The sequence below is a fragment of the Mycolicibacterium chlorophenolicum genome (genome assembly GCF_001044235.1).
Taxonomy (GTDB): Bacteria; Actinomycetota; Actinomycetes; order Mycobacteriales; family Mycobacteriaceae; genus Mycobacterium; species Mycobacterium chlorophenolicum.
This window is the reverse complement of sequence record NZ_JYNL01000048.1, coordinates 95,297-116,688: the sequence shown is the minus strand read 5'-3', so window position 1 is coordinate 116,688 and position 21,392 is coordinate 95,297. Positions and strand designations below refer to the sequence as shown.

The 21,392-nt window shown below is 67.5% G+C and carries 16 protein-coding genes; 7 read left to right on the top strand and 9 right to left on the bottom strand.

What is annotated here, in order from left to right; genetic code table 11:
* The first annotated feature begins 12 nt into the window (after positions 1-12).
* Complete coding sequence (locus tag MCHLDSM_RS19335) at positions 13-456, top strand: MarR family winged helix-turn-helix transcriptional regulator (RefSeq protein WP_048471571.1); 444 nt, start codon at positions 13-15, stop codon at positions 454-456.
* On the top strand, positions 457-2,058 hold the full coding sequence (locus tag MCHLDSM_RS19330; RefSeq protein WP_048471570.1) for a phospho-sugar mutase: 1,602 nt from the start codon (positions 457-459) through the stop codon (positions 2,056-2,058).
* A 7-nt stretch (positions 2,059-2,065) separates the two neighbouring features.
* Here the strand turns inward: MCHLDSM_RS19330 and upp are convergent, their stop codons facing one another.
* Positions 2,066-2,689, bottom strand: a complete 624-nt coding sequence (upp, locus tag MCHLDSM_RS19325; protein WP_048471569.1) for a uracil phosphoribosyltransferase — start codon at positions 2,687-2,689, stop codon at positions 2,066-2,068.
* A 52-nt stretch (positions 2,690-2,741) separates the two neighbouring features.
* Between upp and MCHLDSM_RS37340 the strand changes: the two genes are divergently transcribed.
* Both MCHLDSM_RS37340 and MCHLDSM_RS19315 read left to right on the top strand, forming a co-directional pair.
* Entirely contained in the window at positions 2,742-3,041 is a 300-nt protein-coding gene (locus tag MCHLDSM_RS37340; RefSeq protein WP_048471568.1) for a type VII secretion target, read from the top strand.
* Entirely contained in the window at positions 3,041-4,138 is a 1,098-nt protein-coding gene (locus tag MCHLDSM_RS19315) for a C40 family peptidase (protein WP_048471567.1), read from the top strand. The genes MCHLDSM_RS37340 and MCHLDSM_RS19315 overlap by 1 nt, the downstream gene beginning before the upstream one ends.
* A gap of 6 nt (positions 4,139-4,144) precedes the next feature.
* Here MCHLDSM_RS19315 and MCHLDSM_RS19310 read toward each other — a convergent pair whose 3' ends face one another.
* Entirely contained in the window at positions 4,145-5,020 is an 876-nt protein-coding gene (locus MCHLDSM_RS19310) for an LLM class F420-dependent oxidoreductase (RefSeq protein WP_048471566.1), read from the bottom strand.
* Positions 5,021-5,083: 63 nt separating this feature from the next.
* Positions 5,084-8,413: a helix-turn-helix transcriptional regulator gene (locus MCHLDSM_RS19305; protein WP_082168977.1), complete on the bottom strand. Its 3,330-nt coding sequence runs from the start codon at positions 8,411-8,413 to the stop codon at positions 5,084-5,086.
* Positions 8,414-8,573: 160 nt separating this feature from the next.
* Between MCHLDSM_RS19305 and MCHLDSM_RS36365 the strand changes: the two genes are divergently transcribed.
* Positions 8,574-9,425, top strand: a complete 852-nt coding sequence (locus tag MCHLDSM_RS36365) for an SCP2 sterol-binding domain-containing protein (RefSeq protein WP_053083029.1) — start codon at positions 8,574-8,576, stop codon at positions 9,423-9,425.
* Positions 9,426-9,456: 31 nt separating this feature from the next.
* Here the strand turns inward: MCHLDSM_RS36365 and MCHLDSM_RS19295 are convergent, their stop codons facing one another.
* A complete protein-coding gene (locus tag MCHLDSM_RS19295) occupies positions 9,457-11,511 on the bottom strand; it encodes a glycogen debranching protein (RefSeq protein ID WP_048471564.1) in 2,055 nt (684 codons plus the stop codon).
* Between the two features lie 128 nt (positions 11,512-11,639).
* Positions 11,640-12,449 carry a lysophospholipid acyltransferase family protein gene (locus MCHLDSM_RS19290; protein ID WP_048471563.1) on the bottom strand — a complete coding sequence of 270 codons (810 nt, stop codon included), beginning with the start codon at positions 12,447-12,449 and terminating at the stop codon, positions 11,640-11,642.
* A gap of 242 nt (positions 12,450-12,691) precedes the next feature.
* On the opposite strand from MCHLDSM_RS19290, the gene MCHLDSM_RS19285 reads away from it, so the two are divergent.
* Both MCHLDSM_RS19285 and MCHLDSM_RS19280 read left to right on the top strand, forming a co-directional pair.
* Positions 12,692-13,015: a hypothetical protein gene (locus MCHLDSM_RS19285; protein ID WP_048471562.1), complete on the top strand. Its 324-nt coding sequence runs from the start codon at positions 12,692-12,694 to the stop codon at positions 13,013-13,015.
* A gap of 1 nt (position 13,016) precedes the next feature.
* Positions 13,017-13,202 carry a hypothetical protein gene (locus MCHLDSM_RS19280; protein WP_048471561.1) on the top strand — a complete coding sequence of 62 codons (186 nt, stop codon included), beginning with the start codon at positions 13,017-13,019 and terminating at the stop codon, positions 13,200-13,202.
* A 13-nt stretch (positions 13,203-13,215) separates the two neighbouring features.
* Here MCHLDSM_RS19280 and MCHLDSM_RS19275 read toward each other — a convergent pair whose 3' ends face one another.
* The 4 genes from MCHLDSM_RS19275 to MCHLDSM_RS38175 all read right to left on the bottom strand — a co-directional run bounded on the left by MCHLDSM_RS19275 (position 13,216) and on the right by MCHLDSM_RS38175 (position 21,251).
* Positions 13,216-15,042 (bottom strand): AMP-dependent synthetase/ligase, encoded by a 1,827-nt coding sequence (locus MCHLDSM_RS19275; RefSeq protein ID WP_048471560.1) that lies wholly within the window; start codon positions 15,040-15,042, stop codon positions 13,216-13,218.
* A gap of 255 nt (positions 15,043-15,297) precedes the next feature.
* On the bottom strand, positions 15,298-18,423 hold the full coding sequence (locus MCHLDSM_RS19270) for an ATP-binding protein (RefSeq protein ID WP_048471559.1): 3,126 nt from the start codon (positions 18,421-18,423) through the stop codon (positions 15,298-15,300).
* A 172-nt stretch (positions 18,424-18,595) separates the two neighbouring features.
* Positions 18,596-21,100: a preprotein translocase subunit SecA gene (secA, locus tag MCHLDSM_RS19265; protein WP_048471558.1), complete on the bottom strand. Its 2,505-nt coding sequence runs from the start codon at positions 21,098-21,100 to the stop codon at positions 18,596-18,598.
* Positions 21,090-21,251: a hypothetical protein gene (locus MCHLDSM_RS38175; protein WP_156455047.1), complete on the bottom strand. Its 162-nt coding sequence runs from the start codon at positions 21,249-21,251 to the stop codon at positions 21,090-21,092. Before MCHLDSM_RS38175 ends, secA begins: the two co-directional genes overlap by 11 nt.
* Positions 21,252-21,392: the final 141 nt, after the last annotated feature.

Here is a 21,392-nt window from a genome sequence, read left to right as displayed (position 1 = left end):
TATAACTTGGTAATGGGTATCGAGGCGTCGGCGGCGACCGAGCTGCGGGAGTCGATGATGGCGGTCACCCGGCAGCTGCGGCGGCACCGTCCGGACAACGGGCTGACGCTGAGTCAGATGCAGTTGCTCGGCGAGGTCAGCCGGGCGGGCATCACGACACCCGCGGAGCTGGGCGTGCGACTGGGCGTCAAGGCGCAGTCGCTGACCGATTCGCTCAACGAGCTCGAGTCGCGGCGGCTGGTCGCCCGCAGGCCCGACGCCGCCGACCGCCGACGCCAGCTCGTCGAGATCACCGCTGACGGCACCACGCTGCTGGAGGCCGACCGCGCCGAGCGCGACGCGTGGCTGCACACCACCATGCGGGAACGGCTGTCCACCCTCGAGTTCGATCTGCTGATGCTCGTGGCGCCCATCCTGCGCAAGCTCGCCGACCCCGATACGGGCACACTGACCTAGGTGACGTCCGACCTCCACGCGGCGGTCCGGGAGTGGCTGGCTCACGACCCGGATCCCGGCGCGGCCGCCGAACTGGCCGCCTGCACCGACACCGACCTCGCCGATCGCTTCGCCGCGCCGCTGACGTTCGGCACCGCAGGCCTGCGCGGCCCGCTGCGCGCCGGCCCCAACGGTGTGAACCTCGCGGTGGTGCTACGCGCGACGTGGGCGGTGGCGACGGTGCTGGGCCGGCGCGGACTCGGCGACGATCACGTCGTCGTCGGCTACGACGCCCGGCACCGGTCCGCGGAGTTCGGCCGTGCTTGTGCGGAAGTGTTTGCCGCCCAGGGATTTCCGGTGCTGTTGATGTTCGCGCCCGTGCCCACCCCCGTGGTGGCGTTCACGGTGCGGCACACCGGCGCGGCGGCCGGCGTGCAGATCACCGCGTCGCACAATCCCGCGTCGGACAACGGCTACAAGGTGTACTTCCCCGGCGGGTTGCAGATCATCCCGCCCGTCGACGCGGAGATCGAGGCGGCCATCGCCACCGCCCCGCCCGCCGACGAGATCCCCCGCTCCCCCGTCGCGGTGTCCGGCGCCGAGCAGATCCGCGCCTACGTCGAACGAGCCGCCGGCGTGCGCCGCGCCACCGGATCGGTGCGCATAGCGCTGACAGCGATGCACGGAGTCGGCGGCGAGTACGCCCTCGACGCGCTCGCGCTCGCCGGTTTCGCCGACGTGCACGTGGTGGCGTCGCAGTTCGCGCCCGACCCCGACTTCCCCACCGTCGCGTTCCCCAATCCCGAAGAGCCCGGCGCCACGGACGCACTCCTGGCGCTGGCGGCCGACGTCGGCGCCGACATCGCCGTCGCGCTGGATCCCGACGCCGACCGATGCGCCATCGGCGTGCCGACTGAGGCCGGCTGGCGGATGCTCTCCGGCGACGAAACCGGTTGGCTACTGGGCGATTACCTCCTCTCGCGGGGCGATGCTTCGACGGCGGTGGTGGCGAGCACCGTGGTGTCGTCGCGGATGCTGGCGAGCATCGCCGCGAGTTACGGCGCGCGGCATGTCGAGACGCTCACCGGGTTCAAGTGGCTCGCGCGCGCCGACTCCGACGTGCCCGGGACGCTGGTGTACGCCTACGAGGAGGCGATCGGGCACTGCGTGGATCCGGCCGCGGTGCGCGACAAGGACGGCATCAGCGCCGCCGTCCTGGCCTGCGACCTGGTGGCCGCACTGCGCGACGAGGGACGGTCGGTGCCCGACGCGCTGGACGAGCTGGCCCGCCGCCACGGTGTGCACACCACCACCGCCGTCACCCGGCGCGTCCAATCACCCTCAGCCGCAGCAGAAGTCATGGTGAGCCTGCGCAGCGAGCCACCGACCCGACTGGCCGGCTTCTCCGTCGGCGTCACCGATCTGGCGGAACGCACCGATGCGCTGGTGTTCACTGGCGGCGATGACACGACGTCGGTGCGGGTGGTGGTGCGGCCGTCGGGTACGGAGCCGAAACTGAAGTGCTACCTGGAAGTTCGGTGCACGGGTGACCTCGCGGCGGCACGGGAGCGGGCTGCACGGGTGCAGTCCATGCTCGCCGACGACATCCGATCGCTGGTGTAGCGCCGGGTCAGCGCGGACCGAACTGACGGTCGCCGGCGTCGCCGAGACCCGGGACGATGTAGGCGATCTCGTTGAGACCGGAGTCGATGCTCGCGGTGAACAGCCGTAGTTCGGGCGCCGCCTTCTCCAGTGCCGCAACACCTTCGGGGGCGCAGACGACGCAGATGGCGGTGACATCGACGGCGTCGCGGGCGAACAGCAGCTCCAGCGTGTGCACCATCGACCCGCCGGTGGCCAGCATCGGGTCCAGCACGATCACCGGCCGTGCGCTCAGGTCGTCGGGCAGCGACTCCAGATACGGGGTCGGCTGATGCGTCTCCTCGTTGCGGGCCACCCCGACGAACCCCACCTGGGCCTCGGGGATCAGCGCGTGCGCCTGATCCACCATGCCCAGCCCCGCGCGCAGCACCGGAACCAGCAGCGGCGGATTCGCCAGCCGTGCGCCGGCCGTCTCCGCCATCGGGGTGCGTACCGGGATGGTCTCGACGCGCAGATCGCGGGTGGCCTCGTACACCAGCATCAACGTCAGGTCGCGCAGCGCCGCGCGGAAGCCGGCGTTGTCGGTCCGCTCGTCGCGCAGAGTGGTCAGCCGCGCCGCGGCCAGCGGGTGGTCGACAACGCGCACATCCATGGGGTCAGACCTTAACGGGAACCGTGCGGCGTTTCCCGGCGTCTAACCCTCTATGTTCGCCCGACTGTCCGTCGACACCGACACCGTGCGCGGCTACGGCCGCGCCGCGAGCGGCCACGCCGCCACTCTGCACGACGCCGCGTCCCGGCTGACCGCCGCGGCGGACGGCGCCGCCGCCTTCGGGCCGGTCGGCGTACGGTTCCTGACCGCCCTCGGCCGAGCCGCCGGCGACGACGCCGCGGCCGTGACCGGCCTGGGCGGCACGCTGGCTGCGGCACGCGAGGCCGCCCTGCGGTCAGCTCAGGCCTACGACGGCGCCGACGCGCGGGCCGCCACGCGGATCGCGCTCTGATGCCCAGCGCCCTGGTCAGCACCCTCGCCGCGCCGATCCGCCGGGTACAGGCCCTGGTGGGTCCCGGCTGGTCGGGCGATCCGTCCGGCGACCCCGCCGCGGTGCTGACCGGGGTGCGCGACACGCTGACGGACGTCGCCGACGCAGCCGGACAGGCCTGGCGCGACGCCGAGGCGGGCTGGTCGGGCACCGGTGCGGACGCCGCAGCCGAGTTCGCAGCGACGACGTCCGCGGCCATCGACGAGGCCGCCTCACGGGCCGGGTCGCTGGGCTCGGTGGCCCGCGAGGCCGCCGGGGCGGTCGCCGCGGCCCACCGCCGCCTGCAGGACATCGTCGACGAATTCGAGGCCAGGGCGGCAGCGCTCGAACCCCGGCTGGATCAACCGGGAGTGGCCAAGGAACTGCTGACCGAGGCGCGGGACGCGCTCGGCCGGGCCATCGCCGTGGTCGAAGAACTGCTCGCCGAACTGGACCGGCACGCGGCCGCGGTCGCCGACCGGCCGGCCCCGGCGGCCACCACGCCCGCCGGGTGGTCCGGCAGCGGTGGTGGCCCGCCGGGCTGGGCTGGCTCCGGCGGCGGTCCCGGCGGTGGATCCGCGAGTGGGTTCGGCGCCGCCCCCGGGGGTGGCTTCGGCGCGGATCCGGTCGCGTTGACGTCCGCCGAGACACCGATGGACACGCCCGAGGCGGCGGCGTTCGGCGACGGGGTCGCGGTGCGGCTGCCCGACGGGACCGTGGTGATGGCGCCGAACGCGGTGGCCGCCAGCGCGGTGCGGCACGCGCTGACACAACTCGGCGTGCCGTACCAGTGGGGCGGGACGACGCCGGGCCAGGGTCTGGACTGCAGCGGCCTGACGCAGTGGGCGTACCGCGAGGCGGGGTTGAATCTGCCGCGGCTGGCCCAGGAGCAGGACATCGGCGCGGCCGTGGCGCCCGGATCGCTGCTGCCCGGCGACCTCGCGGTGTGGGACGGCCACGTCGCGATGATCGTCGGCGACGGGACGATGATCGAGGCCGGTGACCCCGTCAAGCTCTCGCCGATCAGGACGACGAACCTGAATCAGGGGTTCCAGGGGTTCTGGCGGCCGACCGCGTAGGTGGCCCTACCGGCACCCGCCCGCGTACTGGCGGGCCAGCTGGTCGACCCAGAGTTCCGCGGCGATCGGGTCATAGGGCGGCCCGGCGACCAGGACCAGCTCGTCGACGCCGATGTCGTCCAGCTTGACGAGGTTCGCGGGCGACGACTCCTTCAGGGAGACCGACACCCTCAGATCACCGAAATCGCGGCCGACCTCGCGACACATCCTGCGCAACACCGACACGCGCTCGGCGACCTCCTCCTCGTCGGCGAGGTTGAAGCCGTACCACCCGTCTCCCCACTCGGCGACGCGTCGCAGGGCGTCGTCGGAGTTGCCACCACAGATCACCGGGATCCAGCGCCGCACCGGCTTGGGATTGACGCGCACGCGGTCGAAGGAGACGAACTCGCCGGTGAAGGTGGACACGTCATCGCGCCACAGCGTGCGCATGGCCGCCACATACTCTTCGGTGCGCCGGGCGCGCCGCGCGAACGGCACGCCCAGCGCGTCGAACTCCTCGCGTGACCAACCGACCCCGATGCCCAGCGAGAACCGGCGACCACCGCTGAGGCAATCCAGCGAGGCCGCCCGCTTGGCGGTGATGACCGGGTTGTGTTCGGGGAGCAGCAGCACACCCGTCGCCAGCCCGATCCGGTTGGTGGCGGCCGCGGCGAAGCTGAGCGCGATCAGCGGATCGAGCCAGTCGGCGTCCGCCGGGACCGCCATCCGGCCGTCGGCATCGTAGGGATATGTCGAGGACGGCTCGTCGACCATGACGACGTGCTCGCCGATCCACAACGTCGCGAAGCCCGAGCGTTCGGCAGCCGCGGCGACCGCATCGATCACAGGTCGGGACGCTCCCGCGCCGATGCCCAGACCGTGTAACCCGAGACTGACCACATGCTGATCGTGGCAGCACTGCTCATCCAGCCGAGCGACGATCCGATTGCGATACGTTAACGACTACACGGCCCGCTCGTTCTGACGGGCCGCCTCCTGAGCAAGTTTTATCCGCGATGACACACCGAGCTTGGCGTAGATGTGGGTCAGGTGCGTCTGTACGGTCCGCGGCGACACGAAAAGCCTTGTGGCGATGTCGTTGGTGGCGAGCCCCTCACTGACGAGTCGGACAACGTTGCGTTCAGCCGGCGTCAGCGATGCCCATCCGCTCGTGGGTCGTTTGCGTTCACCGCGGCGCCGCTGCGCGTAGGCGATCGCTTCGTCGGCGGACATCGCGGCGCCCTCGGCCCAGGCGGACTCGAAGTCCTCCTCGCCCATCGCATCGCGAAGCGCGGCCAACGAGGCTTCGTAGACGGCGTCGAAGATTCTGAAGAGGACCTGACCGATGCTCTGCCGGATGGCGTCTGCCGCGCCGAGGTGCCGCGCCGCCTCACGGTGCCTGCCTGCATCGACGGCGAGCCTGGCGAGGCATTCGAGCGCGGTGGGAACTCCGCCGTATGCCTGCATGCCGGCGAGGACGGCGAGCGCGTCGTGAGCGTCGCGTTCAGTCTGCTCGGGTTCACCCTGAAACGACGCAACGAGGGCGCGTGCGATGAGCGCCTGCGCCCGGTGGGAGCCTGTTGTCGCGGCGACAGCGTCGTCCGCCCGTTGACGAGCAGCGGTCACATCACCGCGCGCCAGTGCGGCATAGGCGGTGATGCCAATCCAGATAGCACCCATCTTGGGATAGGCATCGAAGTGCGACCTGCACGCTGCGGCGGCATCCTCTGCCGCAGCGACGTCGCCTGCCGCCAGGGTCGCGAAGGTCAATCCGGCGTAGGCGAGGCCGGGGTGGAATGCGCCCAGAGGTGCGGCGGCGGTGATGGCCGAATTGGCCGCATCCCGTGCCTCACTCAGTCCCCCGTGCCACGCCTGCATGACCGCCTGCAAGGACAGTGCCCCGCTTCGCCACAGCACATCGCGGGACACGTCGGCTTCGGCGGCCACTTCCTGCAGCTGCGCGACTGCCCCGACCAGATCACCGGCCATCCCGCGCGCGGTACCGAGAGCCCACCGGCATGCCCGCGAGTCGAACCGGTTACCGATCGCGTCGGCGAGGTCGCGTCCCTCCTCGGCGGCCGCGAGCGCCACGGGCAGATCACCCGCCATGACCGCGGCGAACGCCTGCAAGCCGAGGATCTGGCTCAGCCCCCACGTGTCGCCGATCGAGCGGGCGAGGTCAATCGCCTCGGCGAGGTAGGGTCTGCCGGCCTCGGGGTCATAGACCGCGATGCCGCCGCAGGCAGTCAGCGCCCGCAACACCAGGGCGGGGTCGTCGATGTCTCGCGCGATCGTCAGGGCCTCCCAGGCTCTTTCCGCGCGGTCGGTGGCGCCCATGTACACGTCGAGGACGGCGTTCTCGGCGAGAGCCCGCGCGCGCACCGCCGGCGCCACATCGATCGGGTGTGCCGCACCGTCCGCGAGGACGGCGTCGAACCACGCCATCCCCTCCCGGATCCGCCCCCGCGCGAGCCAGAGCGGTTGCAGTGAGGATGCCAGATGCGACGCGAGCTCGAGATCGGAGTTCTCCCGGCTCCAGGCGAAAGCCGCTCGCAGGTTGTCGATCTCGCTTCGAACCCGATCGATGTGCTCCTCGTAATCCCTGCCTGCGGGCGCGTCGAGCACAGCGGCCAGGCCCGTGAAGTGATCACGGTGACGGGCACGCACATCGTCGCCATGGCCGGATTCGCCCAGCTTTTCGAGCGCATACTGGCGCATCGTCTCCAGCATTCGATATCGCGTTGCACCACTGGTCATTTCAGCCACGACGAGGGACTTGTCAACCAGCAGGGTGAGTAGATCGAGGACGTGGTGAGATTGCACGTCGTCGCCACCTCCGACCGTCTCTGCGGCGTTGAGGTCGAACCCGCCGACGAACACCGCCAACCGGGCGAACACGATACGTTCGGGCTGGGTCAACAGCCCGAACGACCAGTCCACCGAGGCGCGCAACGTCTGCTGGCGGCGTACCGCGGTGCGCGCGCCGCCGGTCAGCAGCCGGAAGCGGTCATGCAGGCTGTCGCGAATCTCGTTCAGCGACAACACACGGACCCGCGCCGCCGCCAACTCGAGCGCCAGCGGGACACCGTCGAGGCGCCGGCAGATCTCGGCTACGGTCGCGGAATTGCTCTCGGTGAGGCAGAAATCCGGCCTGACGTGTCGCGCGCGATCGGCGAACAACTCCATCGCCTCGTCGGCCAGCGACAGCGACGGTACCCGCCAATGCACCTCCCCGGGCACCCCGATCGGCTCACGGCTCGTCGCCATGAGCCTCACTGCGGGGCAACCGCCCTGAAGGGCCACAACGAGCTCCGCGCAAGCGGCCAGCAGATGCTCACAGTTGTCCAGTACCAGCAACAGTCGACGTCCACCGATGAACCGCAGCAGCGTGTCCATCGTGGAACGGCCCGGGTGATCCGGCAGGCCCAGTGCACGAATCACCGTCAACGGCACCAGATCGGAATCGGTGATCGGAGCCAGGTCGACCAATCCCACGCCACCGCCGAACTCATCGGCGATCCCGGCCGCCACCTGAACCGCCAGCCGCGTCTTGCCGACACCACCCGCGCCGGTGAGCGTCACAAGTCGGCTGTCAGCCAAGAGCCGGCGCACGTCGCGCATTTCCGCTTCGCGGCCGACGAAGCTGGTGAGCTGCACCGGAAGATGCTGGGAAACAACGGTTTCTCCTGTGCGCAGCACCGCGAAATCGTTTCGGAGGTCGGGATGGCACAGCTGCGCAATCCGCTCCAGACGCGGCAGATCCCGTAACTGATGCGCACCGAGGTCGATGAGCCAGGCGTCGGCGGGCAGCCGGTCGAAGACCAGATCCTCGGTGGTGGCCGACAGCACGGTCTGCCCGCCGTGGGCCAGGTCGCGCAGACGTGCGGTCCGGTTGATGGTCGGGCCCATGTAGTTGCCCTCATCCCGCAGCTGGACCTCCCCGGTATGCAGACCGATGCGCAGTCGGATCGGGGCCAGTGGCGCCCGCTGCAATTCCAGCGCGCAGGCCACCGCGTCGCTGGCACGCGCGAACGCGACCACGAAGCTGTCCCCCTCGCCCTGCTCGACGGGCCGTACACCGTGGTGGGTGGAGATGACCTCCCACACGGTGTGATCGAGTCGAGCGATCGCGGCGGCCATCTCCTCCGGTTGGGTCTGCCACAGCCGCGTCGAGCCCTCGACGTCGGCCAGCAGCAACGTCACCGTTCCGGTCGGAAGCTCGCTCACGCCCAGGTCGCTCCAATTCGAAGGCGTTTCCGCCCGTGGGTCGATTCTGCTCATGCTAGCCAGCATGAGGTGATCGAGCGCCGCAAACATCAGCGGAAACGCGCAGATTTGCCGTGCCGAGGTGTGGAGCTACGGCACCTCACCGCACGGATCTACGCGCCGGGACCGATGTTCTCGCGCCGCCGACTTCGGATAGTCGACTCCTATCAACCCGAGGAGACCCACGATGACCATCCACACCAAACCGGTGGTGGCAATACACCGGCACGCGGTTCAGGAGGCGACCAGCGCGGTGCTTCGACGGTTCACGACGATGGTGCGGGAGACCGACGACATCGGACGCATGGCAGCGGGCACCGACTGGACGGTCGCCGAGACCGCGGCGCATGTGTCCGTCGTATTGGCAGGTTTCAGCGCGGCGATCGCCGGGGAGATGTTGGCTCTGACTCCGGAGCCCTATCCGGATGCGGACTTTCCGACCCGGCTGGCTGCGGTCAATGCCAGCACCATCGAGATGGTCGACCACACCGACGGCACACGGTTGGCCGAGGTGATAACCGCCGCGGCGCAACGCTTTCTGCAGCTCGCGGTGGCAGCCGATCCGCACACGGAATGCGATACGCCCTGGTATGGCCCCGGCCGAACCCGCAGCGTGGACTGCCTCACTGCCCTGGCGCTGGGCGAGCTGACCGTGCACGGACACGACATCGCGACCGGGACGGGCCGGGCGTGGCCGATCTCGGCCGCGGACGCGAACCTCATCGTGGGCACGGTGTGCCCGGCGATGTCGCCCCTGGTCGTACGCCCCGAGGCCGGCCGCGGCGCGCCGGTGACGTATGAGGTCCGACTCCGCGGCAACGGCCCCCGGTATGTCATCGAGGTCGCCGACGGCAATGCAGAGGTGCGGGCCCCGGGCGGGCCGGTGGACTGCGTGATCTCCGCAGATCCCGTGACCTTCCTGCTCGTCGTATACGGGCGGTTGCCTTCGTCCCAGGCGTTTCAGCGCGGCGCGATGACGGCGACGGGCCGCCGGCCGTGGCTCGGCCTGCGATACAAGCACCTGTTCTTCAACCCATAGAGCCCCCTCCGTGGATTCGAGCAGAACGTCCTCAGCTTCCGCCCGTATCGTCATGCAGGTCGGCACACAGAAAGACCACCGCATGTGCGCCCACGCGGTACGTCGCACCCGGGATGGGTTGTGCGCTGGCGAGATCTGCGACGTCGTCGGGTGGGTCGAGCGCGGTGTCAACGATGCGGCGCCACGGCAGATCTGGTTCGGCCACGGCAGGCAACTCAAAATCCAGCGGCGCTTCGGAACTGTTGAGCATCGCATGCACCATCCGCGTACCGATGACGCTCCGCACGGTGAGCGCCAGTGTGCGGGAATCGTCTGACCAGTCGGGTTGATAGAGGCGACAGCCATGGAACTGCACCAACGATCGGGTCAGGAACTCCCGCAACGGCAGCCCGTGCATCACCTGTGTCATGTCGAGTTCGAGCCGCACGTCGATCAGCTTCTCTGTGAATCGGCGGATGTCGGCGTGCCGATCCGGCAATGACCAGTCGAACCAGGTCATCTCGTTGTCCTGGCAGTACGGATTGTTGTTTCCCCACTGGGTTCGACGAACCTCGTCACCCATGACGATCATCGGCACACCCATGGCGATCAGCGTGACACCGAGCAGATTCTTGACCAACCGCGTCCGGAGGCGCTCGATCTCGGGATCATCGGAGGGGCCTTCTACGCCGCAATTGACGGAGTAGTTCTGGTCAGTGCCATCGGCGTTACCGGATAGGTTGGCCTCGTTGTGTTTTCGGGCATAGCAGACGAGGTCGTTGAGGGTGAAACCGTCGTGACAGGCGACGAAGTTGATGCTGTGCTCGACCTCGGCGGGACGACTGCCGAACAGGTCCGGACTGCCGAGCAGCCGGTCGGGCAGCAGCGCCACGGTGCCGCGGTCACCTCGCACGAACCTGCGGAGGTCGTCACGGAACTTGCCGTTCCACTCCCGCCAGCGATCGCCGACGAACGACCCGAGTTGATAGAGGCCCGCGACGTCCCAGGCCTCCGCGATCACCTTCGTGCCGGCCAGCACGGGGTCACTCTCGATCTCCCAGATGATGGGCGGATTGGCCATGGGAGCGCCGCGCTCGTCGCGCGTCATAGCCGAGGCGAGGTCGAACCGAAAGCCGTCCACATGCATCTGGTCCACCCAGTGATGCAAAGCGTCGACGATCATGCGTCGCACCACAGAGTTGTTGGCATTGATGGTGTTTCCGCACCCGGTGACATCCAGGTACCTCGCTGGGTTCACCGGATCGAGAATGTAATAGGTCTGGTTGTCCAGCCCGCGCCAGCAGAACGTGGGACCGTCGGGGCCGTCCTCGGCCGTGTGGTTGAACACCACGTCCAGGATCACCTCGATGCCGGCTCGGTGCAGTTCCTTGACCATGGTCCGAAACTCGTCCAAGGCGTCTACCGGATCACCGGTCGAGGCGTATGCGGCATGTAGGGCGAAGAACGACACCGGGCTGTAGCCCCAGTAGTTGACCAGACCCACGGGTGCGTCCTGCGGATCGAAAGCCAGCACCGGCATCAACTCCACCGCCGTGATGCCCAACGATTGCAGATAGGGAATCTTGGTCACCAGCCCGGCGTAGGTACCTGCCAGCTCGGGCCCGAGCCCGCTGTTCGGGTGGGCGGTGAAGCCCCGGACGTGCAGTTCGTAGATGACGGTGCGCGCGAACGGCCGCCCCAAGGGGACATCCCCTTCCCAGTCATAGCCGGACAGATCGCACACGACGCTCTTCATCGCCGTACGCGCGTCGCGATCCGCGCGCGCCTCAGCCATCCGGTCGTAGGCCGCCGGCACCGCCACCGCGAGGCCGTACGGATCAAGGAGGATGGCCGAGGAGTCTCCGACGCGCCACGCGTAGACCTGGCCCTGCCCGACGTCGGGCACGAACACGTGCCAGTAGTAGGCGGTCCGGTTCCGCATGCGGTCGAGGCTTATCACGCGCTCCGGCCGCGCGTCGTCGACGTCGTCGAACAGCAGCAGCTCGAGCGGCCCCTTGGTGCGCGACCACACCGAGAAGTTGGTGCCGCCGTCGATCCGACGGGCACCCAACGGATATGCGCGGCCCGCGGCCGCACTTCGATCCATCGCTTCATTGTGGACCGAGTCGGGCGGCCAGTGGCGACCCAGACGAAACTCACCTTCGCGATCTCGAACGGGTGATGCGGCACGTGGTGAGCGGCATCCGGGATACCCTGCCGCGAACACCGCCCCCATCATCCCAGGATCGGAAAGTGACGCCGTGCTGCGAGTCCGTCGAGGCCCGCTTGCATCGCAGCCCTGACATACTCGTCGACCTCGCCCACGTCCGGGTCCTCCCCAAAGCGCGCCTCGATGTCGATCGGGGGCAGCACCTGCGTGACGATCTTGGTGGGGAGCGGAATGTTGATCGGCAGTACCACGCTGAGGCCGAACGGGAATCCGACGGTGACAGGCAGGATGTTCGTTCGAAAGAGCTTGCGCTCCAGGGCCGTCAGCCGTAGCGCTCGCGCCAGCCACGTCCCCCTGGTGAGGTAGAACTGGTTCTCCTGACCGCCGATGGACACCGCGGGAACGATGGGAACGCCGGCCTCGATCGCGGTGGTCACATAGCCGGTTCGTCCGCCGAAGTCGATGACGTTCTCCCGCAGGGTCGGGCGGTAGACGTCGTAATCGCCGCCGGGAAAGACCAGCACCGGGGCTCCGGTCGCGAGTGCCTCGGCGGCGTGCTCGGGCGTCGCCCGGATGACACCGGTCCGCTCGAAGAAGTCGGCAACCGGTCCGCGGAAGAAGTTGTCGTGCGCGAGTACGTAGAGCGGCCGGTCGTATCCGAACGCCTTGTAGTAGTCGACCGCGATCACCGACAGGTCGAAGGTGACGATCCCGCCGGAGTGGTTCGCCACCACCAGGGACGGTCCGGCCGGAATGTTCTCCAAACCCATTACCTGAGAGCGGAAGTACGTCTTGACAATCAGGCGGGTCAGATCGACGACGCGGCGGGTCAGATCCCGGTCCCACTTCGCGACCGCCGAAGGCGAGTCAGCCATTGGCTCACCCCGCCATCATGTCGCCGCCTTTGACCGCCGTGGCCCCGTGCACAGTGACACTCTGCCGGTACGCCCGACGGGCTGATGCTACGCCGCCTCCGCGACTGGAGGCGAATGTTCACTGTCGCGCTTCGAATGAGATCCGCGAGGGTCACGCCAACCGGTGCCCAAAGACTCTAGCTCCGGGAACCAGCCGAGCCGATTATCAAGTGATCCACCGATTCCGATCTCAGGAGGGCGTCATGACTGAAACCACCTCGAAGAACAAGTCCGATGCCGCCGCGACCGCCCACACGGTGGCCGAGCGCGCGGCCGGTTTGTCCGACGACGTGCTCAGATCGGTCGAAGCCGGCCAGCGGGCCGCAATCGAGGCGGTGCGCAAGTTCGTCGACACCGTCGACGAGGCGCTTCCCACCAAGGAGGACCACCCGTCGCGGCGCGAAACCGTGATCGACGCGGCCCTGGACATGGCCGACCGACTCGTCACCACGCAGTACGAGTTCCTGCGCAGCGTCGTCCACAGCGCAGACCGATCGCTGCGCAAACCCGACGACTCGCCCAGCTGACATGGCTGATCGCAACGAGCTGGCCGAACTGGCCGACCAGGTTGCCGCAGCGCTCCTGAAGGCCATAGCCAGTGCCGCGCCGAAGAGCCAGTCAACAGACGGGGTGCTGCATTTGGCGCAGGCCTACGCGCTGGTCGTCTCGGCCGAGTCCGACAAGGCACCACAGCCTCCGATCACAGCGAACTGACGGTCCGCGCGCCTCAGTCGTAGAGGCGGGCAATGACGTCGGCGGAGTTCTTCACGATGACGTTGCGCTTGGCCTTCAGGCTCGGCGTAAGATCACCCGCGGCGATGGACAGTTCGCGATCGAGGATTGCAAACCGCTTGATCTGCTCCCAACGGTTGAGTTGCTCGTTGAGCGTATCGATGTAACCGGCGATCAACTCCCGCGTCGCGTCGTGCCGCGCGATGTCAGCGAAGGACAGGTCACCCAGACCGTTCCTGGCCGCCCAGTCGGTGATCGCCTCGGCGTCCAGACTCACCAGCGCCACACAGTAGGGCCGTTCCTCGCCGTACACGATCATCTCGCTGGTGTAGGGACAGATGGCTTTGAACGCCGCCGCCACCGCCGACGGCGCCACGTACTTACCTTGAGATGTCTTGAACAGGTCCTTCTTTCGGTCGGTGATGCGCAGGAAGCCGTCGTCGTCGAGTGCGCCGATGTCACCCGTGTGGAACCAGCCGTCCGCATCGAGCGCTTCGGCGGTGGCGTCCGGCAGGTCGTGATAACCGGTCATCACACCCGGGCTGCGCAGCAGGATCTCGCCGTCCTCGGCGATTCCGACTTCCGTGCCGGGAAACGGTAGCCCGACGGTGCCGAATCGATAAGCGTTGGGGCGGTTGATGAACGACGCCGCCGCCGTCTCGGTGAGGCCGTAGCCCTCGAGCACGATGATGCCGACCGCATCGAACCACTGAGCGATGTCGTGGTTCAGCGGCGCCGCGGCCGAGACGAAGAACCTCAGCCGGCCGCCGAATCGCTGCCGGATCGTCGAGAACACCAACCTGTCGGCGAGCGCGTGCTGCACCGCCAGCATCGGCGACAGGCTCCGGCGTTCCTCCCTGGCCTTCGACGCATGGATTCCCACGCCGATGGCCCAGTCGAAGATGCGCTTCTTGATCCCGCCTTCGTCGACGATCATGTTCTGGATCCGGGCGTGTGCCTTCTCGAAGATCCTGGGCGCGGCCGCCATGAACGTCGGGCGCACGGCGGCGAGGTTGTCCACGATCCTGCCGACCCGACCGTCGATCGCCGTCGGGAAGCCGACGATCAGCGGCAGCGCGAGCATCACCTTGCCGAACGCGTGGGCCAACGGCAACCACAGGAAGTTCAGGTCGTCGGCGCTCAGGAGGCCCAGGTCGTCGATGGCCACGGCAGTGTACGTCCACGCGCGGTGAGGAAGCCGCACCCCTTTGGGGCGGCCGGTGGTTCCCGAGGTGTAGATGATGCTGGCCAGATGGTCGGGCCGGATGGCGTTCACCCGCTGCTCGATGGCATCGGGAGAGGTGACGAGAAGCTCCCGGCCGAGCGCCTCGAGTTCGTCGAGCGTGATCACGAAGTCGCCGTCGCCGTCGCCGTCGATGATCACGACCTTGCGCACGTCGGGTAGATCTGCGCGGTGCTCGAGCAGTTTGTCGACCTGCGTCTGGTCTTCGGCGACCACGACGCGACTTCCGGAGTTGGCGACGATGAACGCGACATCGCGGGCATTGGTCGTCGGATACACGGTGGTGGTGGCGGCACCGGCGCACAACACCGCGAAGTCGACCAGCACCCAGTCGTAGCGCGTCGACGAGGCCAGTGCGACCCGGTCCTCGGGAGCGATGCCCAGTGAGATCAAGCCGGCGGCGATGAACCGGACGCGGTCCCCCACCTGCTGCCAGGTGACACTTGTCCAGCCGCCGTTGTCGGGGAACCGGAACGCCTCGGCATGCGGGGTGGCCGCGACGCGGTCGCGGAACAGGTGCGCGACCGACAGCGCCTGGCCGCCGATCGCGGCGTTGTCGGCCGTACTGAGCCTCGCCACCGATCAAGCGTAGGTATGTCGGCGGTGCGATTGGTGGGAATCGCAACCTTGCTTCGGCCTGCTTTCACCGGCGACCTGCTGCTACATCCTCAACGTCACGCGGAGCAGCGCCAGGACGCCGAGGCCGGCGCGCATGCTCCAAACCCATTACCTGCGAATGGAAGTACGTCTTCACAAGCGAGTGGGTGAGGTCCACGACACGCCGCGTCGCGTCCGGATCCCAGTTCGCCACTGCCTTTGTCGACAGCGCCGGGGTCACGGCATCCCCGCGGCCCACGTCAGATGCCCCTCGTAGTCGAGTTCCGCGGCTCTCGCGCGGTAACGATCCCGACAGTCGCCATACCGATCCTGTTCACCGCGCGCCTGCGCCAGCAGCATCCGTAGCTTCAGCAGCCAGACGTCACGTAACACCAGCTCACCGTCGGCCGGAACGGCGGCCAACCGGTCGATGGCGGCCTCGGCTTCCGCGAGGTCACCATCAGCCGCGCGACGGAGCAGAGTTTCCACCAGGACACCCGTCGCCGGAGTGCCCCACGCCGCCAGTTGACCCTCCCGAGCCAGCTGGTCGACGGCGGCGCGCATCAGCAGAAGCGCCTCGTCGCCATCTCCTCGCCGAGCCCACTCCCGTGCCAGGTACACGTCAACGAGCGGCCGATCCCCCAGATTGTGTCGCTGCCTCGAGAAGGCGTCGCGGACCTCGGCCAGCAGCACCTGTCCGCGATCACGCGCTGCAACCGTCGCCCGGTGCACCAAGACGATGCCCAAAGGTAATCGGGCGAATGCCAACGCCATGTCATTGCCGGATCGCTCGGCGATCCGGAGCGCGTCCTCGATCTCGCGCAACGCGCGATCATCGGCGGACAACACGCCGTTCGCTATACCGGGAAAGTAGCCCCACGCGACGACAGCGGCATAGGTCAGAGGGTCCGCGTTGTGGGCCATCGCGATACCGTGACGAAGGTCGCTGCGCCAGTCGCGACCACCGAGGCAGTAGCGCGCCATTGCGCGGGACGCGTAGGCGAGCGCCAACGGAGAACCAAAGATGAAGTTGCCTGTGAACGGGTCGCCGTCGGCCAGGTCGATCATTCGCTGTGACCATCGCAAGACGTCGGAATATTCTCCGCTCTCGATCTTGGCGTAGATCGCGGGAAAGGACAGTCCCACCGTGAGAGTCGCATCGCCAAGCGATTCGATGAGGTTCATGGCTTCCGATGCCAGCCGCGATGCGTGACGAATTCGGCCCTGGTACGCATGATCCATCACGAGCCCGGCCATCGCGATCGCCAGTGACGGCTTGTCCCCGGCGGCTGAGCACAGCTGCCGCAGTTCGGCGAAGCGAGCGCCAGCATCGTGCGCACGCACTCGATAGGCCGTCGCGCACAGCATCGTGCGAGGAGCGACGCTCAACGAAGCACGATTCACAACATCGGGCGGCAACTCATCGGCGATCGTTCGGGCCCGCTCCCAGCTCAGTCGTGCGGCGGTGACATCACGGGATCGCGCCCAACTCGCGGCGCGCATGTGCCAGTCATAGGCGGCGCGCGCATCACCGGCGGCCTCCAGATGTTCGGCGATCAGGGCGGCGTTCTCGTCGGCCGAGTCGGGTTCGCGTTGTTGAAGCGCGGCCGCCACGCGACGGTGCATGTAAGCGCGATCGGATCTGAGCTGCGACTCGTAGGCCACCGCCCGGATGAGCGGATGGTGGAACACATACTCGGGTGGCCCCGCGACCTCGACCTGGTCGATGAATTGGGCCGTGATGAGATCGCCGACGTCCGACGGGATGCCGAGCCGCGCGAGCAGGTCCGCGCTGAATCGTGAACCCACCACCGCCGCTGCTGCCAGCGCACGCTTGGCGCTCGGCTCGAGTCGGTCGATGCGCGCACCGATGACCGCCTGCAAGGTCGGCGGCACGTTCATTCCGCCAACCGACACTGGCGACCGATATGCGCCCACCTCTCCTCGCAACAGACCGCGCTCAGCCAGGTCCCGCACAATCTCCTCGGCGAAAAATGGTATGCCGGAGGCCTTGTCGAGAATCATTCGGCACACGTCGGCGACTGACGGGTCCGGACCGAGCAGCTGTGTCACCAAGGCAGCAGCTTCGGCGTCACTCAACGGCTCCAACGCCAAGATTTCAGCACTCTGCAGAAGGGCTCCCGAATACTCGGGCCGATAGGTGACGATCACCAGTGACGTTGTCTGCGCGACCACCGCGAGGAACTCGGTCAGCATCGACTCACTGACCTGGTCGATCCAATGAACATCCTCGATGATGTACAGCGCTGGGGCTTCCCGCGCCATCAACGCAGCTCTCACCAGAGCAGTCAACCGTCGCCGTCGTGCATCGGGATCTATCCGAGGCGTCACTGCATCAGAGTCGGCGATTCCCAGCAAGTCGGCAAGGAGCAGCAGATCGTCGCCGTCTGCATCAGCGAAGCGCTCACGCAACAGGGCGCGAGCGGTTCGGGCTTCACAGCCTTCCACTCCAGTCGCCGCACGCAGAAGGCGAGTAAGCACGTGGAACGGAATCTGACTGGTGTGGGACTCACAGAAGACCGTGAACACCTGAAGTCCGCGGGTGCGCGCCGAGGCCGAAATCTCGTGCATCAGGCGGCTTTTCCCGATTCCTGGCGGCCCCACCACCCCCACCACAGCGCCGTCACCGTCGATGGCACGGTTCAGCGATGCTTCGAGCGTGCTCAGCTCCTGACGTCGACCGACGAGATCCGACACGGCGAGTGTGACGATCCGATCGTGGCGCATGCCGATCAAACGCCGAGCGGGCACCGGTGTACCGCTACCTTTGATGTGCACCAACTCGGGCACAGCAAGATCGGCATTGCCCACCACAAGCCTTGCAGTGGAAGTGCTGAGCATCACCTCGCCCGGCGGCGCCACCGACTCCATCCGCTGAGCCATGCCGACCTGCTCGCCAATCGCCGTGTATCCGACTGCGGCCGAGCCGATGTCACCGACAACAACCTCTCCCGAGTTCAGCCCGATGCGCAGTCGCAGATCCACGCCGTCTCGCGCTCGGATGTCCACTGCCAGCCGCTGCACCGCATCCTGAATCTCCAGTGCCGCCATGCATGCCCGAGACGCGTGATCCTCCAGAGTCGCGGGCGCGCCGAACACCGCCATGATCCCATCGCCGGTGAACGTGTCCAGCGCCCCTCCGTAGCGCTTCACTACAGCCTTTGCACTGCCTACCAACTCGGCAATGATTTCACGCAGCCGCTCGGCGCCGACCGCCGCGGCGAGATCCATCGAATGCACAACGTCGGCGAACAGCACCGTCACCTGCTTGTACTCCGCGGAAGGCGTGCCGTGCGCCGCGGGTGCTCCGCACTCGCTGCAGAATTTTGCGGTCGCGCCCAACTGCGTGCCGCACGCTTACAGGACGGCGTCAGCGCATTCACAGCGCTGTGGCCGCCCGCGTTTGCGTCCACGTCAGTAGCGTGACACCACCGGCGCGCCGTGTCAGCCGTTTGGCCTTGCCGCCCCAGCGCCTCAGGGTCACTGGCTCATCGCCGCGTGCCGCACGGACGGCTCACTCAGCTGCCTTGGCAGTGGCGATGGTGGCGTGGAACAGCGATCGGACGCACTGCTCCTTCACAGCCTCGAGCATGCGCACGAACATGTCGTAGCCCTCGCTGTGGTACTCGACAACAGGATCGCGCTGGGCCATCGCGCGCAGGCCGATTCCCTCCTTCAGGTAATCCATCTCGTAGAGGTGCTCGCGCCACTTCCCATCGATCGTGTCGAGCAGGATGTCACGCTCCAGCCGACGCATCGAGCCCACGCCCACCCGCTCCTCGATCTCGGCTTCGCGACGATCCAATGCCCGCTCCGCATCCCGGATCACCGCCTCTAGCAGCTTCTTTCGGTTCGATCGACTGCCGGCGGGCAGCGAATCACGATCCAGAGTGATGGGATACAGCGACCGCAGCGCGGTCCAGAGGCCGTCGAGGTCCCAGCCGGCGGTGCGCCATCCGGCAGTGGCCTCCATGACGTAGGCCGTGACGACCTCGAGCAACATGTCGCGCACCTGACGCTGCAGATCCTCGCCGTCGAGAATGCGCGATCGTGCGGCATAGACGATCTTGCGCTGCTGGTCCATCACCTCGTCGTACTTCACGACGTTCTTGCGCGTTTCGAAGTTCTGCTGCTCGACCTGCGTCTGCGCGCTCATGATCGCCCGCGTGACAACGTTCGCCTTGATCGGCTCGTCGTCGGGCATCTTCAAGCGCGTCATCAGCTTTTCCAGGTTCACGGTGCTGAATCGCCGCATCAACTCGTCACCCAACGAGAGGTAGAACCTCGTCTCCCCCGGATCACCCTGCCGCCCGGCGCGGCCGCGCAGCTGATTGTCGATGCGGCGCGACTCGTGGCGCTCGGTACCCAGCACGTACAGCCCACCAAACTTCCTGACCTCGTCGGCCTCCGCGACGCTGTCGGCCTTGATCTGCAGACGTTCATCACGCCACGCCGCCTCGTACTCCTCCGGGGTCTGCACCGGGTCCAGGCCTCGGGCCCGAAGCCGCTTGTCGGTCAGGAAGTCGACGCTGCCGCCGAGCACGATGTCGGTGCCGCGGCCGGCCATGTCCGTCGCAACGGTCACCGCCCCGCGCCTCCCTCCCTCGGCAACGATCTCCGCCTCTTTCTCGAGATGCTTGGCGTTGAGCACGGTGTGCGGGATCCGCTGTTCGTCCAGCCGGTGGGACAGGTACTCCGACTTGTCCACGCCGGTGGTACCGATAAGCACGGGCTGGCCTGCGGTATGGCGCTCGGCGATGTCCTCGACGACCGCATCGAACTTCGCCAGCTCGGACTTGTAGACCACATCGGCACGATCACGGCGCACCATGGGCGCGTTGGGCGGGATGGTGATGACGCCCAAACGGTAGATCTCCCGGAACTCCGAGGCCTCGGTCTGCGCGGTGCCGGTCATGCCGGCGAGTTTGCGGTAGATCCGGAAGTAGTTCTGCAGCGTGATCGTGGCCAGCGTCTGGTTCTCGGGCTTGATCTCTACCCCCTCCTTCGCCTCGATGGCCTGATGCAGGCCCTCGTTGTACCGGCGGCCGACCAGCACCCGGCCGGTGAATTCGTCGACGATCAGGACCTCACCCTCGTCGGTGACGATGTAATCCCGGTCGCAGTGGAACAGTTCCTTGGCCCGCAGCGCGTTGTTGAGGTGGCCGACGAGATAAGCGTTGGCCACGTCATACATGTTGCCGATGCCGAGCTGGTCCTCGACCAGCGCGACACCCCGCTCCCGCACCCCCACTGTCCTCTTGCGGACATCGACCTCGTAATGGGTGTCCTCCGTCATGAGCGTTGCGAGGCGGGCGAATTCGGCATACCACTGCGACGCGTCGTCGGCGGGTCCAGAAATGATGAGTGGTGTGCGCGCTTCGTCGATGAGGATCGAGTCGACTTCGTCGACGATGGCATAGTGGTGCCCGCGCTGCACGCGCTGGTCTCTGTGGTGCGCCATGTTGTCGCGCAGGTAGTCGAAGCCGAGCTCGTTGTTCGTGCCGTAGGTGATGTCCGCGGCGTACGCGGCCCGCCGCGCCTCGGGCTTCATCTCGGCCAGAATCACCCCCACCTTCAATCCGAGAAAGCGGTGTACCCGGCCCATTTGTTCAGCGTCGCGCTTGGCCAGATAGTCGTTGACCGTGACGATGTGGACGCCTTCGCCGCTGACAGCGTTCAGATAGGCCGGCATCACGCTCGCCAACGTCTTGCCCTCACCGGTCATCATCTCGGCGATGTTCCCGAAATGCAGTGCGACGCCACCCATCACCTGAACGCGATACGGACGAAGGCCGAGTACCCGCCAGGCGGCTTCCCGCGCCACGGCGAAACCCTCTGCCAACACCGATTCCAGATTGGTCCCGTCAGCGATGCGTAGCCTGAACTCCTCTGTCTTGGAACGCATCTCGGCATCGGTGAGTTTCTGGACATCCGCGGACAGGGCGTCGACGTAGTCGGCAATGCTGCTGAGCTGTCTGACAATACGGCCCTCGCCCAACCGGAGGACGTCAGTGAACACCTGTGACGCCCTGGATCCGCGCGACAACTCGGCGCACCGCCGCAGAGGCGCCGCGCGTGCCGTCGCCCCGCATGTTCACCACAACAGCCTGCCAGTGGGGAGTGTCCGTCTGAATGGCATTGAGGATGCGGCCCGGATTGACCAAAGCCACGCCGGTGAGGGACGTTGGTCCCTACCGTCACGGCGGGCCGCGACGTTGCGGCGTGGCGTCTGACGCGCGTCGAACCGGCGCCGAGCAACGGGCCTGGAGCCCAAAGACCCTAGCCGGCAGCGCGCGACGAGCGGATTCTCA

Bases quoted from the DNA above. Each gene is read 5' to 3' on its own strand.
- MCHLDSM_RS19335 (WP_048471571.1), top strand. From the start codon at position 13: ATGGGTATCGAGGCGTCGGCGGCGACCGAGCTGCGGGAGTCGATGATG.
- upp (WP_048471569.1), bottom strand. From the start codon at position 2,689: ATGGATGTGCGCGTTGTCGACCACCCGCTGGCCGCGGCGCGGCTGACC.
- MCHLDSM_RS37340 (WP_048471568.1), top strand. From the start codon at position 2,742: ATGTTCGCCCGACTGTCCGTCGACACCGACACCGTGCGCGGCTACGGC.
- MCHLDSM_RS19315 (WP_048471567.1), top strand. From the start codon at position 3,041: ATGCCCAGCGCCCTGGTCAGCACCCTCGCCGCGCCGATCCGCCGGGTA.
- MCHLDSM_RS19305 (WP_082168977.1), bottom strand. From the start codon at position 8,413: ATGCTGGCTAGCATGAGCAGAATCGACCCACGGGCGGAAACGCCTTCG.
- MCHLDSM_RS36365 (WP_053083029.1), top strand. From the start codon at position 8,574: ATGACCATCCACACCAAACCGGTGGTGGCAATACACCGGCACGCGGTT.
- MCHLDSM_RS19295 (WP_048471564.1), bottom strand. From the start codon at position 11,511: ATGGATCGAAGTGCGGCCGCGGGCCGCGCATATCCGTTGGGTGCCCGT.
- MCHLDSM_RS19290 (WP_048471563.1), bottom strand. From the start codon at position 12,449: ATGGCTGACTCGCCTTCGGCGGTCGCGAAGTGGGACCGGGATCTGACC.
- MCHLDSM_RS19285 (WP_048471562.1), top strand. From the start codon at position 12,692: ATGACTGAAACCACCTCGAAGAACAAGTCCGATGCCGCCGCGACCGCC.
- MCHLDSM_RS19280 (WP_048471561.1), top strand. From the start codon at position 13,017: ATGGCTGATCGCAACGAGCTGGCCGAACTGGCCGACCAGGTTGCCGCA.